This window comes from Lignipirellula cremea (assembly GCF_056501455.1).
Genome location: NZ_CM151415.1, coordinates 1,980,260 through 1,996,790, shown reverse-complemented (window position 1 = coordinate 1,996,790; position 16,531 = coordinate 1,980,260). Strand labels below are relative to the sequence as shown.

The 16,531-nt window shown below is 65.2% G+C and carries 13 protein-coding genes; 6 read left to right on the top strand and 7 right to left on the bottom strand.

The window, feature by feature from the left end:
- Positions 1-88: 88 nt before the first annotated feature.
- The 3 genes from dusB to SH602x_RS07730 form a co-directional block, all read right to left on the bottom strand.
- Complete coding sequence (dusB, locus tag SH602x_RS07740; RefSeq protein WP_479477101.1) at positions 89-1,192, bottom strand: tRNA dihydrouridine synthase DusB; 1,104 nt, start codon at positions 1,190-1,192, stop codon at positions 89-91.
- A 262-nt stretch (positions 1,193-1,454) separates the two neighbouring features.
- Positions 1,455-3,068, bottom strand: a complete 1,614-nt coding sequence (locus SH602x_RS07735; RefSeq protein ID WP_479476236.1) for a hypothetical protein — start codon at positions 3,066-3,068, stop codon at positions 1,455-1,457.
- A gap of 469 nt (positions 3,069-3,537) precedes the next feature.
- Entirely contained in the window at positions 3,538-6,153 is a 2,616-nt protein-coding gene (locus SH602x_RS07730; protein ID WP_479476235.1) for a glycosyltransferase, read from the bottom strand.
- 439 nt (positions 6,154-6,592) lie between these two features.
- On the opposite strand from SH602x_RS07730, the gene SH602x_RS07725 reads away from it, so the two are divergent.
- Both SH602x_RS07725 and SH602x_RS07720 read left to right on the top strand, forming a co-directional pair.
- Positions 6,593-6,925, top strand: a complete 333-nt coding sequence (locus SH602x_RS07725) for a hypothetical protein (protein ID WP_479476234.1) — start codon at positions 6,593-6,595, stop codon at positions 6,923-6,925.
- Positions 6,922-7,482, top strand: a complete 561-nt coding sequence (locus SH602x_RS07720; RefSeq protein ID WP_479476233.1) for a hypothetical protein — start codon at positions 6,922-6,924, stop codon at positions 7,480-7,482. Before SH602x_RS07725 ends, SH602x_RS07720 begins: the two co-directional genes overlap by 4 nt.
- 19 nt (positions 7,483-7,501) lie before the next feature.
- On the opposite strand, the gene SH602x_RS07715 is transcribed toward SH602x_RS07720, so the two are convergent.
- Together SH602x_RS07715 and surE are read right to left on the bottom strand one after the other, a co-directional pair.
- Positions 7,502-8,155, bottom strand: coding sequence for a hypothetical protein (locus SH602x_RS07715; RefSeq protein WP_479476232.1), 654 nt, complete (start codon positions 8,153-8,155; stop codon positions 7,502-7,504).
- A 216-nt stretch (positions 8,156-8,371) separates the two neighbouring features.
- The gene (gene surE / locus SH602x_RS07710) at positions 8,372-9,172 is read right to left on the bottom strand and encodes a 5'/3'-nucleotidase SurE (protein WP_479476231.1); all 801 of its coding nucleotides are present in this window, start codon (positions 9,170-9,172) and stop codon (positions 8,372-8,374) included.
- 312 nt (positions 9,173-9,484) lie between these two features.
- Here surE and SH602x_RS07705 point away from each other — a divergent pair, with 312 nt between their 5' ends.
- Positions 9,485-9,823 carry a P-II family nitrogen regulator gene (locus SH602x_RS07705; RefSeq protein ID WP_479469124.1) on the top strand — a complete coding sequence of 113 codons (339 nt, stop codon included), beginning with the start codon at positions 9,485-9,487 and terminating at the stop codon, positions 9,821-9,823.
- 109 nt (positions 9,824-9,932) lie between these two features.
- Here the strand turns inward: SH602x_RS07705 and SH602x_RS07700 are convergent, their stop codons facing one another.
- A complete protein-coding gene (locus SH602x_RS07700; RefSeq protein WP_479476230.1) occupies positions 9,933-10,919 on the bottom strand; it encodes a TraB/GumN family protein in 987 nt (328 codons plus the stop codon).
- 486 nt (positions 10,920-11,405) lie between these two features.
- Here SH602x_RS07700 and SH602x_RS07695 point away from each other — a divergent pair, with 486 nt between their 5' ends.
- Positions 11,406-12,263: a hypothetical protein gene (locus SH602x_RS07695; protein ID WP_479476229.1), complete on the top strand. Its 858-nt coding sequence runs from the start codon at positions 11,406-11,408 to the stop codon at positions 12,261-12,263.
- 112 nt (positions 12,264-12,375) lie between these two features.
- Here SH602x_RS07695 and SH602x_RS07690 read toward each other — a convergent pair whose 3' ends face one another.
- Positions 12,376-13,644, bottom strand: coding sequence for a beta-ketoacyl-[acyl-carrier-protein] synthase family protein (locus tag SH602x_RS07690; RefSeq protein WP_479476228.1), 1,269 nt, complete (start codon positions 13,642-13,644; stop codon positions 12,376-12,378).
- 407 nt (positions 13,645-14,051) lie between these two features.
- Between SH602x_RS07690 and SH602x_RS07685 the strand changes: the two genes are divergently transcribed.
- Both SH602x_RS07685 and cysK read left to right on the top strand, forming a co-directional pair.
- A complete protein-coding gene (locus SH602x_RS07685) occupies positions 14,052-15,299 on the top strand; it encodes a fatty acid desaturase family protein (protein WP_479476227.1) in 1,248 nt (415 codons plus the stop codon).
- A gap of 103 nt (positions 15,300-15,402) precedes the next feature.
- Positions 15,403-16,344, top strand: coding sequence for a cysteine synthase A (gene cysK, locus SH602x_RS07680; RefSeq protein ID WP_479476226.1), 942 nt, complete (start codon positions 15,403-15,405; stop codon positions 16,342-16,344).
- Positions 16,345-16,531 lie beyond the last annotated feature (187 nt).

Below are 16,531 nucleotides of genomic sequence, written 5' to 3'. Positions count from 1 at the left end.
CCTTCGATGCAGGCGAGATACTTCGCTCGCATCTTTGCGAAATAAAACCGCGGTCGAGTTGCAGGTGCAACGACAGCGCGCGGCGCGTCTATTCGCAGCAGGGATCGCAAGAAGCGACCTCGTCCGTCTCGGAAATCTCGCCGGCCTCGCCGCCTCGTGTCGGAACGTCGCGAGGGAACCACTCTTCCACGACGGAATAGAACTGCTCGGGCGTCTCCACGTGCGCGACGTGCGTGCGAAAATGACGGGCGCCGAACTTCCCCTGGGCGTAGCAGCAGGCGAACTTCCGCATCAGCATGGTGCCCCGCTGCACGCCGAAGCGTCGCACGACCAGGTCGTAGTGCCGCAGCATGCAGGCGCGCTGTTCGTCGAGCGACGGTTCGGGAGGAATCGGCTCCCCGCGGAGAGCCGCCGCCGCCTGCGCGAAGAGCCAGGGGCGACCCAGGCAGGCCCGCGCGATCATGACGCCGTCGACGTCGTACCGATCGAACGCCGCGACGACCTTCTCCGCCGAATCGAGATCGCCGTTGCCGATCAGCGGAATGGACTTCAGGTGGCCTTTGATTTCGGAAATGCGATCCCAGTCTGCCTGGCCTTTGAAAAAGTCAGCGGCCACGCGACCGTGAACCGTCAGAGCTGCGGCGCCGGACTCCTCCACCACGCGGGCGATTTCGTTGGCATTGATCTGGTCCCGCGTGCAACCCAGGCGGATCTTCGCCGTGACCGGCGTCGGCGCGCAGGCCTCGACCAGGCGGGAGATGATCGCCGCCATCCGTCGCGGCTCTTTAAGCAGGTAGGAGCCGGAGTGGGCCTTCTCGCTTACCTGGCGGACGGGGCAGCCGAAATTGATGTCGACGACGCTGACCTGGTACTCCCGGGCCAGGCAGGCGCCGACGCGGGCCATCGTTTCGGGATCGTTGTCCCAAATCTGCACCGCGAGCGGGCGAGCTTCGTCCTGCACGCCCCAGAGTCGGTCGGGATGTTCGCGGTCGCCCTCGTCCATCCAGGCGAACGAGCGGGCGCTGACCATCTCCGTCGCCTGCAGGCCGGAGCCGCCGTACTCGCGGACGATCTGCCGGAAGGCGTAGTTCGTGAAGCCCGCCATCGGCGCCTGCAAAATCGGCGGATCGACGACCAGATCGCCGATGCGAATCGGCTTGACGGCAGAGCGGGCGACGACTTCGGAAGACATCCAGACCAACCAGCGCGGAGCGGAAGCGGCGGGGCCGAGGGGCGACCCGGTCCCTTCAGTATACGAAGGCATTCAACCTTCGTACGAGGCTGGCGGTCGAAGCAGGGTTCGGGAAGCGAAGGCGAACGGAGGCGGGCACGCGCGGGGCGCGGCGCTTTCGAGGCCGCCTCGATTCGTAGCAGCGGGCCTCGAACGCGGCCCGAGACCCTCGCACACGAGGCCGGAAAGCGCCGGCCTCGGAGCTTATTCGCCTGCGAGAGCGTTACTCGCCCTGAGGCAGCGAGACCGTGCGGGATTCGATCCGCTCGGCCTGTTCCTGCTGCATTCTGCGGAGTTCTTCGACGAGTTGATTGTTGGAGCGGTAGAGCGTGCTCATCAGGGCACGTTGCTCCGCCACAGCCGCCTTAAGCTCGTCCCGCCGGGCAGTGATGATTTCCAGTTCTTTCGTCACCGCGGCCAGGTCCTGCTGCAGGCGCGTCCGCTCGGCGGTGCGCAGTGCGATCTGGCCCCCCGCCCCGCCCGCGGCCGGGTCGCCGACGAGGCTGGTGAGCGCGTTCTGCAGTTCGATCTTCTTCTGCTGCGTCTGCGCGATCGATTCCTCGAGCTGATCGAGGAAGAAGAGCGTGTCGCTGAACAGGAAGCCGTAGTCGCGAAGGGGTCGACGATACGTGATCGCCGAGGCGGCAGCGTCGATCTGCACGTCGCCGCTGTCGGCGAGCTCCTGCGCGAGAGCCTGCGGGAACACGGCCGTATCGCCCACCTTGAACGTCACCGGGCCCTGGCTCAGGTTCGGGACGACCGCCTGACCTTCCACGTTGTACGCGGGACGATCGACGGGGTTGGTCCCTTCCTCGGCATCGACCTCGAACGTCTTCTCCTTGAGGAACTTGACGTTGACGTAGAGCGCGCTGGGATCGGGATCGAAGTCGGGATAGGTCTGCTTGATGTCCGCGACCGGCTTGCCGTCGTGCAGGTAGTCGATCGTGAGCTGCTGCGAGAGCCGCGCGATCGTCTCGTTGTACTGGGCATCGGTCAGCGTCGGACCGTAGAGCGCCTTCGGCAGGACGCGGCGAAGCGCGTCTTCGGAGAGCGGGAACTGCTGCTGCAGCGGTCCGGCCAGATACTCCGGATCCGCGAGCAGTTCGCGGTTGTCGACCGGCATCATCTCGAAGACGGCCCACGTCGAAGGCTGTCCGTTGGCGTCCGTCGCCTCGTTCAGTTGGCGAACCTGAGCGCCGTCGAGCGGACCGGTCGTCTCCAGCGTGATGTTGGCTCCGGCCGATTCCGTGACCCGCCATTCGCCGAGGTAGAAGTAGGGGAGCTTCCAACCCTGCGGCGTCGTCGTCTCCTTGAAGAGGTAGACGATCATGTTCTGCGGAAGCGTTCCGATCGCCGCCGCCGGAGCGGCAGCCGCGGCGGGCGCAGCAGCCGGATCGGCAGGCGCAGCGAGCGGATCAGCCGGCGCCGCGGGGGCGGGAGCGCTCGTCAACTGCAAACGGACCGCGGGCAGGGCGACTCCCTGAGGAACCGCGCCCGACCAGATGCGTCCGCGATCGTACGACAGGCCGACGATTTCGGTTTCCAGTTCGGCGAGCGTCGGATTCACCTTCGCGCCGCTGGCGTCGGTGCCGAGTTCGAGCTGCTCGACCCGCTGTTTCGCGTTGGCGAGATTCGTCTCGAACTGGTCGTGAACCTTCAGCCAGGCGAGACGGGTCTTCGTAACGGCGGCGCCGTAGTAGAGAAACGGAAGCGTCGCGAACAGCACGAGCGCCATCGCGATCGGCTGGAACCAGCGCCACGATGAGAACGAAAGAACGGTCGCGACCAGGAAAAGCAGGACGCCTAACGCTCCGCCGATGAGGACCACGAGTTCCATGAGCTGCGTCGCTTGCGTTGGAAGCAGGATCGGCGGTCGAACCGGCGAAGATTCGTCAAGCGTTCTCGACTCGATCAGTCGAAACGGCGGAACGGCCTAATTCCTCAGGCACGTTTTAACGCTTCGACCGGGCGATCTAAAGAAGAAAACGCTGGCGAACCCGTCGCGAAGATGAGCGGAATGCGAAATCTAGGGTGCTGTTCAACGAATCTTAGTTCGCCCGTCAGGCTTCGCAAGATCGATCCTACGTGGGCGCTACACCTTGGTCAAGTTTCGGCGCCGCGTAGGCTTGCGGCGACACTCGCGCCGGACGAGGCGGCCTATTTCGCGGCCGGACCGACTCTAGATCATCGGCAGGCGGACGACCTTGCCCGGCGCCGATTTCGCCGGGACGTTCCTTTCGGTTCAGCGAAACGGCGACAAAACCTGCATCGTATCGAGCGACGTCGATCTGACGGGCGGTAATCGGTCAGGCGACGGGGCCCGGTTGCCGGCGTTTCGGTTTCCAGCCCGTGCGAACCCGCTCGGCTACACGCCAGGCAGCGTCCAGGTGGAGCAGAGCGTAACGCCGCTGGGTTTCGAGCAGCGTCAGCGACTGTCGGGCGGAGGCGATCGCCTGCTTTCGCATCGCCAGCGTTCCGGCCGCGTCGGCGAGGCATGCGGCCATTTCCGCTCCCATGCCGAGCGCGTCGTCGCGCTGGCACATGCGACCGGTGATTCCGTGGGCGATCTCTTCGGCGTTCCCCTCGACCGCCGTCGCGACGACAGCCAAACCGGCATGCATAGCCTCGGCGAGAGCGAGCGAGCTTCCCTCGAAATCGCTGGTCGTAAGGTAACCGTCCGCCTTGGCCAGAAACTTCGACGGATCCTGTTGCCAGCCCCAGAACCGGACGCGGTCCGCGATGCCCCGTTCTGCGACGCGCCGCTTCGCCGCGTCTTCATCGGGACCCGAGCCGACGAACCAGAGTTCCTGCGGGACGCCGGGAGCGCGACGCAGGGCCTCCTCGAACGCGTCGAGCGCCATTGCCGGGTTCTTCTGATTGACGTGAAAACGTCCGATCCAGAGCCAGACGAAGGGGCGATCCTCGGTCGGAACGCGCGCTTCCAGCGTCGGTTCCGCATCGGGAGCGGGAACGCCGTTCAAGATGGCCGAATGCGCGACGTCGTCGAGGCTGACGACCAGGTCGGCCGCCCGGCGATTCAACTCCGAGACGAAATTGACCCGGAGCGAAGCCTTCCACGCCTCGCGCAGGCGCAGGCAGGCCTTCTCCGGGAACCATTCCAGATCGTTGGGCAGCCACCGCGGACGCCAGGGCCCGGTGAGCTGGTAATTCGCGACCCAGGGGACTTCGCGATCGATGAGCCCTTCCAGTTCGTCGAACCAGTCGAGCAGGTGAGTGCAGACGAGATGGGCCACGGCGCCCTCGCGCGGCGGCTCGTTCGCGAGCGCTTCCCTGGAAACGAACGACTCGTGCGGAATCCCGGCGTCGGTCAGTCGCTCGGCCAGCGCATCGGCTCCCGTAGGAAGTCGGAAGCGGACCGAGTACCCGTAACGCCGCAATCCCTCGGCCACGCGCAGGGCCTGGAGTTCGGCGCCGCCGAAGCCGGTCGATCCGCAGCGGAACTCGACCCCGCGCCACACGATGCCGCCATCGTCGAAGCGCCGCTGGATGGCCGAAAGATCCGCGGCGAACCGCGATTCGTCGAGCGTGGCCGCTCCTTCCCAGAGCGCAGCGATCGACGGCTCAAGCGCCGGCAGCGGCTCTGCCGGGGTGCGCAGGGATCCCTGATTCCCGGCGCCTTCGGCGACTGCCGCGGTGCGCTGCGGGTCCCAGTTCGGTTCCCGGGCCCGGATGCGATCGATCAGCGGGCGATAGACGTTATGCGAGGCGAAGCGTCTCTCGGCATATTCGTAGCCGCGTTTGCCCGCCTCGAAAGCGAGTTTCTGGTCGCGGAGCAGCGTCACGACGGCGTCGGCGAATCCGGCCTCGTCGTCCCGAACGAGCAGTCCCTGGCCTTCGGCATCCTCGACGCCGTCGGCGCCGGTCGCGGTCGAGACGGTCGCTCGACCGTGCAGCAGACCCTCGACCGTCTTGATCTTGAGGCCTGTCCCCGTGCGAACCGGATTGATGACGAGGCGGTGCGGATCGTAGGCCTCGGTCAGGTCGCCGACGTAGCCGTGCTTCACCAGATTCGGGCCGTCGCAGGGGGGCATGTCGCAGATCATGCCGTAGCAATGCAGCGTCGCGTCGGGTTCCCGGGCCAGCACCAGCGGCCAGACGCCCTTCAGGAACCAGACCAGCCCTTCGACGTTGAACGGGTTGTTCGACGCGACGAGGCAGAGCGATTTGCTATCGACGGGCCGCACGATGCTCGAGTCCGGCATGCTCATGCCGTGCTCGCAGAGGATCACCTTGTCGCTGCCGACCATTTCGCGGAAGACGTCCTGTTCGTTCCGCTGGATCGCCAGGACGCAGTCCGCGATCGAGAGCAGCCGCGTTTCGAGTTCGCGCCCCGCGATGAACCAGGCCGGCGGCATGTTCTTTCGGCGGAGGTTCTGCTGCCAGCGGTGCCAGCAGTCGTGCGTATCGACCACGCCGAGGATGCCGTACTTCTGCACGACCGGGAGCGCCTGAGCGGAGTAGGCATACTCCCCGACGACGGCGCTGACCTTGCGAGTGCGGGCGAAGAACTCCACGGCGTCGCGCACGATCGACGGACACCAGGGGCGCGGATCGGCGTCCTCGATGCCCCACCACTGCGTGAGCCGCGTGAAGAGTTTGCCGGGCAGGGACTTCTCGAACTGCTTCTTGCGTTCTCTGCCGAAGGTCCCGGTCAGCGAGCGAACGTACTCGGCGTATCCCTTCCGCATGAGGCCAGGCGTGCCGGCGCTTTTGCGTTCGGAGAGGACCATCAGTTCGTCGACCTCCGGGATCATCGCCGCGATCTGATGCCCTTCGGCGAACTGGTAGCGCTCCCAGTAGATGTACCCGATCTGATATCCCGCCGCCCGGATCGCGCGGACCATCTGCAGAATGCGAGCCCGGTTGCCATGCACGGGCGGCAGAAACGGAAGATCCGACACGAACACGACCCAGGGCCGGGCCGCCCGCTCGCGATCGGATGCGCCGAACGAGGGCGCAGACGAATCCGCCGACGCAACGGTCAGACCGTCCGCCGAGGCCGACGGATCGGCAGCCTCCGTCGGAGATGCAATCGAAGAGGGAAGGGGAGAGATGGGACGGCTCCCGGAGTCGGTCGGAACGATGCTCGGCAGTTCAAACATAATCCAATGCGGCAGGTCCTCCGACCTCCCGTGAGCATTGGGCCGAACTGCCGCGCCCTTCGACCCCTACAATTCGTAACGGCCCCTCGATCGTCGCCGTCGCACGGAAGTTCGACGACCGCCCGAGTCCCGGCCGACAGGAGAATGGGCGAATCCGCCGAACCAGGGGCAGAGTACCTAGCTACAGAGTCGGTCGGTCGGATCGCTCGCTTCTCGCTTTCTCTTCTCCGCCGATTGCATGGCCGAATCGAGCCTGACGCGTTATCCCCCGTTCTGGGTCTACCTCTTCAGCGTCGCGGCGCTCGTGGGGCTTTCGATCGTTCAGCCGAAACTGGAAAGTCGCCAGCGTGCCATCGAAGGCGCCGCCATCAAACGCGACGCCGTGGCCCGAGGCGACGCGATTTCTGCCGCCGCGGCTGAGCAAGCTCCGCAGCGAGTCCCGTTCTGGCCCCTCTACGTCGGACTGGCGGTCGCTGCGATGGTGACAGGAGGCATGACCTTCGCACGGTATTTCCGTTCGCGTGCCGCAGAAGCGGACGATCGAGCGGCCGCTAACCAGGAACCATCATGAATTTCATCTACGAGCAACCGTTCTGGGTCGGTTTCCTGGGCATGGTTCTGACGGTGGGGCTGGTCGTCGCCTGGGCCTATTCGGCTCGCCGGGAAGTCGGCATGGGAGCGCTGGTCGTCCTGGCTCTCACGGGGGCGCTCGTCGTCGCGGGAATGGCGGTCGAGACCGACCGCGAGGCCGTGAAGCGGACGCTGGCTCAGATCGCGGCGGACGTGGAGTCCAACGACCTGAATCGCGTGCTGGGTCATGTCGCTTCGCAGGCGACGTCGATCCGGTCCGAGGCCGAGGCGGAGTTTCCGCGGTATCGCTTCGAAACCGTCGAGATCAAATGGCAACTGCTGGAGATCGAGATCGAAGAATCGCCGACCGGCGAGAAGCAGGCGCACGCGACGTTCAACGTCGTCGTGACGGGGGATCTCAAATCCGCGGGCGTCGGATCGCAGACGGTCCCGCGGTATGTGGAAGTCGACTTCGTCGAAGAAGGCGGCGCGTGGAAGATCGCCCGTTATTCCCACGATGACGCCATGAAGGGCTTCAAGAAGAAGCCCTCCGAGTAATGGCGGAAGTCCGTCTCCCTTACGGCTCGAAATCTTCGCCGCCGAACGGAAGGGCCGGCTTGCTCGGCCAGCCTTGACCTACCGGATAGCCCGGCGCTGCCGGGACGCCGGGTCCGCCCGGAAAGCCCGCTCCGGGGAAACCAGGTCCGGGGAAACCAGGTCCGGGGAAACCAGGTCCGCCCGGCATGCCGGCGCCTGGGAAGCCTGGGCCGCCCGGTCCGCCGGGATTCCAGGGGTTCCAGCCCGAGCCTGGTCCGCCCGGCGCTCCGGGCGCCCACGGTCCCGGCCCGGCGTTGTTTCCCCAGCCGCCGCCGCCCCAGCCCCACCCGTTGCCGTTCCCGACGACCAGCGGCAACTGCGGACCCCACATGCCATACGGAACCGAGTAGGGACGGAACGGGAACTGCCACTCGCCATACGGTCTGACGTCGAAGCCCCCGCGATCGACGACGTGCAGGTGGTCGACGTATCCGGGAACGCGGATGCTGCTGCGGAAGTGGCGATAGACGCCGCGCGAGTTCGGATCTTCGAACGGAGCAGCGACCAGGGGCGTCGGCTGGAACTGATCGATCCGCTCGCCGTTCTTCGGCGAGTGCGTGTAGAAGGAGGGGGCCGCGATCCAGTCGGCAGCGTTCGAGGCGCCGATCGGGAAGAGGAAGCAGGCGACCGTCATCGCGAAGGCGTGCGGCCTTTCGGCAAGGAACATTGTCCCGAAAGCACGAAAAGGATCGGCGACGTTTCGACGTCTCCGGCATCTTTCACGCTAGTCGGACTGCCCGCGCATTCCACCGCCTGGAACGCCGCCGCTCCCGATGCGGCTCGAAAAAGGTTCTGCCTGCGACGCTCCTGACGGTCGTGCCGCCCTCGAAGCGAGCGGAAAGCGGCGTTCTCATGCCGACTTGTTTGACGGACCTGCTTCCAAATCCCATGCATGCGCCGCCAGTTCGTCCATCCGGGGCGTGTTCGTCAGGTCGAACCGCAGCGGCGTGAGCGTGACGAATCCCTTGAACAGGGCTGTCAGGTCGGTCTCCTGTTCGGTCGGCTGCGGCGGCGGATCGTTGCTGGCCCAGTAGTACGTCCGTCCACGCGGATCGGTCCGCTTGATGAAGGCGTCGCCGTATCGCGCGACCCCCATCGGCACGACGCGGATCTCCGGTTTGCGGGAGAGCGCCGCGAGCGGGATGTTCAGATTAACCAGGCCGCCGTACATCGGCTTTCGCCAGAAAAGCGGACGCAGCACCTGCATGGCGAGCGCCGCGGCTTCGTCGTAGCGGGCGTGCTCGTCGTATTCGAGCGAAACGGCGACGCTGGGGATGCCGAAGAAGGCGCCCTCGATCGCGGCGGCGACAGTGCCGGAGTAGAGGACATTAATTCCCGCGTTCAGCCCGCTGTTGATGCCGCTCACGACCAGGTCGGGACGCTGATCGAGCAACTCCGCGACGGTCAGCTTCACGCAGTCGGCGGGGCTCCCTTCGACGGACCATCCGCGACGGCGCTCGGTTCCGTCCGGTTGCCGCTCGTAGATTTCGTGGCAAACGAGGGGCTTCAGGAACGTGATCGAGTGGCCGACGCCGCTTTGTTCGATCTGCGGCGAAGCGACGGTGACGTCCGCCTCTTTACGAAGCGCCCGCTCCATCGCCGCCAGCCCGGGCGCGTAGATCCCGTCGTCGTTAGTCAGAAGGACGCGCATGCAGTGCCCCGTCAGATCGTCAGAGTCGTCGGCCGACCGAAATCTCGCACATCGGCCGCCCGGCAGGGAGTAGAGAACGGTCCGGATTTCCTTCAGAATCGCCTGAGCAAGCGGCGCCCGAAGCTTAGCGATTGGGCGCCGCCGCTCCGCTGGCGATCGCGGAAGTCCCGCGTCGAAATCTTAACGAACGGCTGCCAAAAGCTTTGCGTCTTATGATGCGTGCCTGGGGATTCAGGCGGCACGCCATTCGCTCGCCGGCAGCGACATCCTTCGCACAGGCAAGTGTCCGATTCACAGGTACAGGAGCGGAAGATGAAGAAGATTGAGGCGATCATTCGGCACCACAAACTCGACGACGTGAAGGCGGCGTTGGTCGAGGCAGGTTACGGAGGCATGACCGTGACCGAGGTGCGCGGATTCGGTCGCCAGAAGGGCAAGACCGAGATGTATCGCGGCGCCGAGTACGAAGTCGACTTCATCCCCAAGCTGAAGATCGAACTCGTCGTCGGCGTCGAGTCGTACGAAGCCGCCGCTCGTACGATCGCCGCCGCCGCCCAGACCGGGCAGATCGGCGACGGAAAGATCTTCATCTCCGACATTACGGAGACGATCCGCATCCGCACGGGCGAGACCGGCGCCGAGGCGCTCTAACGTCCGATCGGCGAAGCGCTTTCGACTCGCAGGCGGCAGTCGAAGTAAACGAAGAAAGCCCGGCCGATGCGGCCGGGCTTTCTTTCGTTACAGGACCTTGTTGGAGAGCCTACTGCCGCTTGGCAGCCGGCGCTTCCTCGGCGTCTTTCGACTTCGGCTTGGCTGACGCATCGCGGAGATTCCAGGCTTCGAGCCACGTGGTCTCGCCTCGCGTGAAGCCGCGATCGAGGAGTCGCTCCTCCATGTCGGGCAGGTGAGCGGCGCCGTAAAAGACGCCGACCGTCCGTTTGCCCTGCTTCAGGATCTCGTCGAGCTTTTCGAGGGCGACGCGGTTCCGTTCGGTCAGGATGGTCGAGCCCTCCTTGCCGCTGAGGGCCCCGACCGCCATCCGCATGTCGCCGATCTGCGACGCGAACGCCCGCTTAAGCTGCAGTTCGCGGTTCTCCGAGAACAGCGCCCCCAGCAGTGCCATGCCCGACTCGTTCTGTCCCGGCTGCACGGCGCTGAAGCCGATCGAGCGGAAGTACATCTTGGTCCAGCTCTCGTCCCGTTCCTTCATGCTCTGCGCGAACTCCTCGGGCGACATGTCGGCGTGGACGAAGTTCTCCTTGCCGTAGTCGATCCCCTGGAGCTGGAATTCCAGGCCGAGCAGGTTCTGCATCGCCTTCTGGCCGCCGCCGATGACGCTCAGCGTCGGACCCGCGTCTTCGCGCTGCTGAGGCTTGTTGTCGTCGGGATGAGCGACCAGTTCGTAAAGCACCGTCTCGTAGCCTTCGAACGTTTCGTTGAGGCGCTTGTAGTAAGACGCCTCGCCGATGTGGACGGCGCCGATCAGGTCGACGACCGTCTTCTGGTCTCCTTCGCCGCGGACGTACCGCACGATCGCCGTTTCCATGGCGGACGGGCCGCCCTGTTCGGTCTTGGTCAGGCGGATGAATTCGGTTTCGGAAGCCGACTCCGCGGGGGCTTTCGCGGTTTCTGCTTTGGGAGCGGGTTCGTTCGCATGCACGAACGACGGGCCCGTGACGGCGACGGTCGCCAGCAGCAGACCGAGTGGAAGACTCGCCAGGGGCGAGCAGAACGGGAAACAACGCATCGAGGGGCTCTCCGGGCTGCGGGACCAGCGGACGGCAGGTAGGGCTTCGCGAGCACGAAGCCAGTCCTGCCGCGAAGGAACTTCGCGTCGCCGTCGCCCGCCTTGCGACCGCTACGAGAAAATCTAGGCGCGGGGCGCGTCAGGAGCAACCGAATAGCGACCGCATGCTTCGCGAAAGGGAAGGAAGTCGCGGATTCTGCTGTTCCGGGCGGCGTTTCGATCCCCGATTCAGGTCCGACCGCAGAGATAGTTTCGCGGGCAACGCACCGCTTCAGCGCCCTAAGAACTGCTGCGAGCCGGAATTGCGGCGCTGCCCCTATGCGAGGAGGGCCGGCTATTTCCGATACGACCGGAATTTCAGGTTCAAGCTTCTCTTTCCGGTAAACCGATAGTACCGGCAGATGGCGTCCCATGGCGCGAGAGGTCGGTGCAGTTCGCCGGCGACTTCCTGCGTTCACGCCCGGTTCTAGGGAAGCAGAGACGACTATGAAGCGATTCCTTTCAGCTTTCGCCGCGGCCGGCCTGCTTCTCGGCTTCGGATCGGCCGCGCTGGCACAGTTGCCCGGCGAAGTCGTGACGCCGCAGGACTTCCACACGCCGTTCAACGAAACGACGCCGTTCGTGGAGCCGTTCTACTTCAATCACGACTTCCAGTTCTTCGCTCCGGCGGACGTGGACGAATTCGGGGGCTTCCCCGAACCGTCGGTCGGCTGGTTCGTCGACTACGACCGGATGGCGCTGCAGTTCTCGCGCCCCGAGCAGGCGTTCCAGAACACCGACATGAACGGCGCCTGGGGTAACCGATACGACATCGGTTACATGCTCGAAGAAGACAACGGCTGGCTCTTCGAGTTCGTCCATGTGGACGGCCCGACGAAGCCGTTCGTCAACAACGCCGAGTTCTGGAGCGTCGAACTGAACAAGACGTTCCGCCTGGAACCGCTCTACAACGGAGGCATCATCGAGGTCTTCGCCGGTCCGAAGTATGTCGGGTTCACAGACAGCTTCGATCCGCAGGCCAAGGTCCGCAACGTGATGCTCATGGGTCAGGGCGGCATGCGGTATCAGAAGCGGAAGGGCCGCTGGCTCCTTTCGACGGAAGCCCGCCTGTTCGGCGGTCCTAACTTCCAGCAGTACGTCAACGACAGCAAGGACGAATTCGTGATGGCGGGCGAAATCCGCGGCGAAGCGACCTTCGTGCTGACCCGTGACATCGGGCTCTCCGCCGGCTTCCAGGTGCAGCACTACGGCACCGGTATCGCCCGCGGCACGAACCAACTGCAGAACGATCAGGACCTGACCAGCGCCGGCGTCACCTTCGGCATCGTGTTCAACCGCTTCTAACGAATCGGGGCGGACTCTCCCGCCTCGTTCGACAAGCGAAAAACGCTCGCGACGGTCCTTCTCCGATGGGGAAGCGACCGTCGCTTCGTTTCCGGACCGAACGTCGTCGCTGTTACGGTTCGTAAGGCGAGAGCGTCACGGCCGCCGCGGATCCCGAGAGCGAGCGGCCCATCACGAGGACCGAGCGGCCCTCTTCGAACGGCGCAGGTTCGCTCGGCACGGTAAGAGCGAGCGCCTCGTCGGGCTGTCGGACGTTGAGCGTCCCGGGCAGCGTCCGTTCCGACAGAGTCAGCGCGGCTGCGGCCACGTCGAGGGCTTTCGACGCAGCGCCGGTCATTCCCAGGAAGCTCTTCAGCGCCAGTACGCTGGCATGTGGAATGACGGGCGAGAGCGCCAGCGCTTCCCAGCGATCTTCGTTCCGCAGACTCATTCCGTCCGGCACGGCGAGGCCGATCTGCTTCGGCGCGAGACCGCCCGAGGAGATGGCGTGGCGTACGAGTCGCTCCAGCGCGGCCGGCGCTTTCTCCTCGCCGGGTAGGACGTATCGCAACGCCGTCCCCGTCAGCCGTGCCAGAATCTTCGCGCCCCGCGCGAGGGCGTGCGACTCCTCTTCCAGCACGATCAGCGCGGCGGCTTCGCCGCGGACGAATCCGTTGCGCGTCTGATCGAAGGGACGGCTCCACGTTTCGGGCGCTTCGCCGTCGAAATGAGCGACGTTCCAACTCCCGCGAAACGCCATGGTGATGACGTTCCGCTGCGCTCCGACGCCGCCGGCGAGCATGATGTCCGCGGTGCCGCGCACGATATGCTGTGCCGATTCGATGATCGCGTTGAGCGCCGAGACCTCGCCCAGCACGATCGTGTTGCAGGGCCCCTGGGCGTTGACGCCGATGGCGATGTGCCCGGCAGCCATATTGGGCAGGTACTTCAGCATCCAGAGCGGAATCAGTCGCTTCTGGAACGCTTCTCCCCACTCGGCGAAGTCGAATCCGCCGTCAATGATCGACGCGCGATAGGCGCCTTCGAGTTCGGGGAGCTGCGAATAGAGGAGTTCGGAGCCGAGCGTCACGCCCGTCCGCTCCGAGGGAAGCGTCTTCGCGTCCAGGCCCGCGTCGGCGAGCGCCAGGTTCGCCGCTGCGTAGGCCCACTGCGTTTCGTCGCAGAGGAGCTTCAGCGACTTCTTCGGCAGGCCGTACTCTCCGGGGTCGAAGCAGGGGATCTCGGCGCCGACGGCGAAGGGCGAGCCGTCGAAATCGAGACGGTCGATGCGAGTGATTCCGGACTTGCCCGAAGTGAGCGACGACCAGAACTCCTGCTTGCCGATCCCGATGGGACTGACGACGCCCAGGCCGGTGAGCACTACCTTTCGTTCACCGGGCATCGGGTGGCGATTCCTGCAACGCGACGTAACGGAGGTTGGACGGCGCCCCTTCTGAGGCGGTCGGCGGGCTGCGCAAAAGTCCCGCCCATCATAGTCGCTGCGATGGGGGTTGCGACGAGTTGGAGCGCCGGGATTCCCTCCGTTCCCTCACGAGTCGGATCCGCCTCCCGGAACGACCGGAACGATCCGGCGACTTTCCCACGGAACGGCCGGCCTCGGATGCGTCGGCGATCGGCTGACGCACCTCATCCAGCCTGCCTGAAGCCCGGGATTTCGCCTAGTTTTCCTCGGCGCTTGTCGCAATAGGATGGAACAGGCGCCGCCGTTCCGGGATTCGAATCCGATTCCGCCGGACCTTCCGCCCCCTCGATTCCGTCGCCTCCCCTTGGAACTGGAGACGCCGAGCCATGATCCTGCCTGAATCGAGCGACTTCGCTCGCGAGTCCGATTCGACGGTTTCGACTGGACGACTGAATCGGAGCCACCAGGTTTCCCGGATTCCCGAGGCCGGTCCGGGAGCATGGAACATCTCCGAGGCGAGAGCGCTGGTTCGCGATCTGTTCGTGCCGCGCCCCTGGATCTACTGGACCGACTTCCTCGTCAGCCTGACGATCGGCTACGCCTGCTTCGCGGCGGTGCGGTACTGCTGGTGGGAGTTGGAGGGGTCGCTCGGGTTACGGATCGGACTGGGGTTGCTCGCATTCGTGCCCTGCGTCTTCGCGCTGTTCCGGGCCTCGATCTTCGTCCATGAAATCGTGCACCTGCCGTCGAATCAGTTTCGCGCCTTTCGCATCGCGTGGAACCTGCTGGCCGGCATTCCGATGCTGGTTCCCTCATTCACGTACAAGACCCACCTCGATCATCACCGGGCGGACGATTATGGCACGGATCGGGACGGCGAGTACCTTCCGCTGGCGACGCGGGGACCGTGGGCGATCGGTCTGTACCTGGCGCAGGTTCTGTTCATTCCGGTCCTGCTGTGGGTTCGCTGGGGGATCCTCGCGCCGATTCGCTGGACCTGTCCTCCGCTCTGGCGCTGGGTGCAGCGGCACGCCTCGTCGCTGGTGATGAACCCGCTCTACGTGCGCGATCTGCGAAAGGAATCCGATCGCCGGGAGATCTTCTTCCAGGAACTCGGCTGCTTCCTCTTCGTCTGGGGAGTCATCGCCGCCGGTCTGATCGTGAAGGATCGTTTCCCTTGCCCCTACTTCGCGACGGCCTATCTGGTGGGGGTCGCGGCGCTGCTGGTGAATCATGTGAGAACGATCGCCGCCCATCGCTATGCCAGCGACGGCGAGTCGATGACGTTCGCCGACCAGATGCGGGACTCGGTGAACCTGGACCCTCGGGGCGGCGTTTTCTACGAACTGCTCGCGCCGGTGGGAACTCGCTACCACACGCTGCATCACCTGTTCCCGAAGATGCCGTATCACGCGTTTCCCGAGGCCCATCGCAGGCTGACCGAGGGGCTTCCCGCCGACTCGCCCTATCACGCGACGACTCGACACGCACACGTGGCGATCGCGGAGCTTTGGACCGCGTCTCGCCAGGCGAAGCGTCGCCGGAGGGGAGCCCGCCTCCCGTCTGGCGTCCGCCTTCTAAAGCGGTATAAACGTGCGGTAACCTCGCTCTGCGCTTCGAGCGCTCGGACTTAGGCGAAGGACGTTCGGCAGCGGCTCGCTTCCGCACGATCGCCGGTCGCTAAGCCTCGTTCGGAAGTCGGAGCGCCGAGAAGCCTCTCTCGCCAGGAGGGCCTGCATGCCCCGCAACCGCGCGTTCGATAACGTCACGCAGACGATCGGCGATACGCCGATGATCAAGATCAACCGCATCATCCCTGCGGATCATGCGGAGGTCTTCGCCAAGTGCGAGTTCTTTCAGCCGCTCAACAGCGTGAAGGACCGCATCGGCGTGGCGATGATCGAGGCGGCCGAACGCGACGGCATCCTGAACCCCGACTCGCACGTCATCGAACCGACGAGCGGAAACACCGGCATCGCGCTCGCGTTCGTTTGCGCCGCGAAGGGTTACAAGCTGACGCTGACGATGCCGGAATCGATGTCCGTCGAGCGTCGCGCGCTCCTCCGCGGCATGGGCGCGAACCTGGTTCTGACGCCAGCCGCCGAAGGAATGAAGGGCGCCATCGCCAAGGCGGGCGAACTGGTCAGCCAAGACCCGAACGGCTGGATGCCGCAGCAGTTCGAGAACCCGGCCAATCCGGCCGTTCACGAAGCGACCACGGGCCCCGAGATCTGGGCTGATTCGGGCGAACGGATCGACGCCATCGTCTCCGGCGTCGGAACGGGCGGAACGATCACCGGCGTCGCTCGCTACATCAAGCGACTGAACCCGGATTTTAAGGCGATCGCCGTCGAGCCCAAGCATTCCCCCGTCATCAGCGGCGGTCAGCCGGGACGCCATCGCATTCAGGGGATCGGCGCCGGGTTCATTCCGAAGAATCTGGACATGTCGATCGTCGACGAAGTGATTCAGGTCGACGATCAGGATGCCTTCGACTGGGCCCGCCGCCTGGCGAAGGAAGAAGGGATCATGGCCGGCATTTCGTCGGGAGCGAACCTGTGGGCCGCGGCGCAATTGGCCGCGCGTCCCGAATGGCGAGGCAAGCGGATCGTCACGATAATGTGCAGCCTCGGCGAGCGGTATCTCTCGACCCCGCTTTTCGAAGGGCTGACGGGCTAGTGCGTGTCGCACTCACATGTAGCGTTCCCGGCGATCTGACTCGCCGCGTAATCGGCGCACAGGCCGCCACAGATTCGCGAGACGCGTTCTAGCGAATCTTGATCGACGCGAGCGCCGTTCGCGCCCTCGGCGAACGGCTCGTCCGACGTAAGATGGGAACGCCCGCTCGCGTTCCATCTTCGCTCCT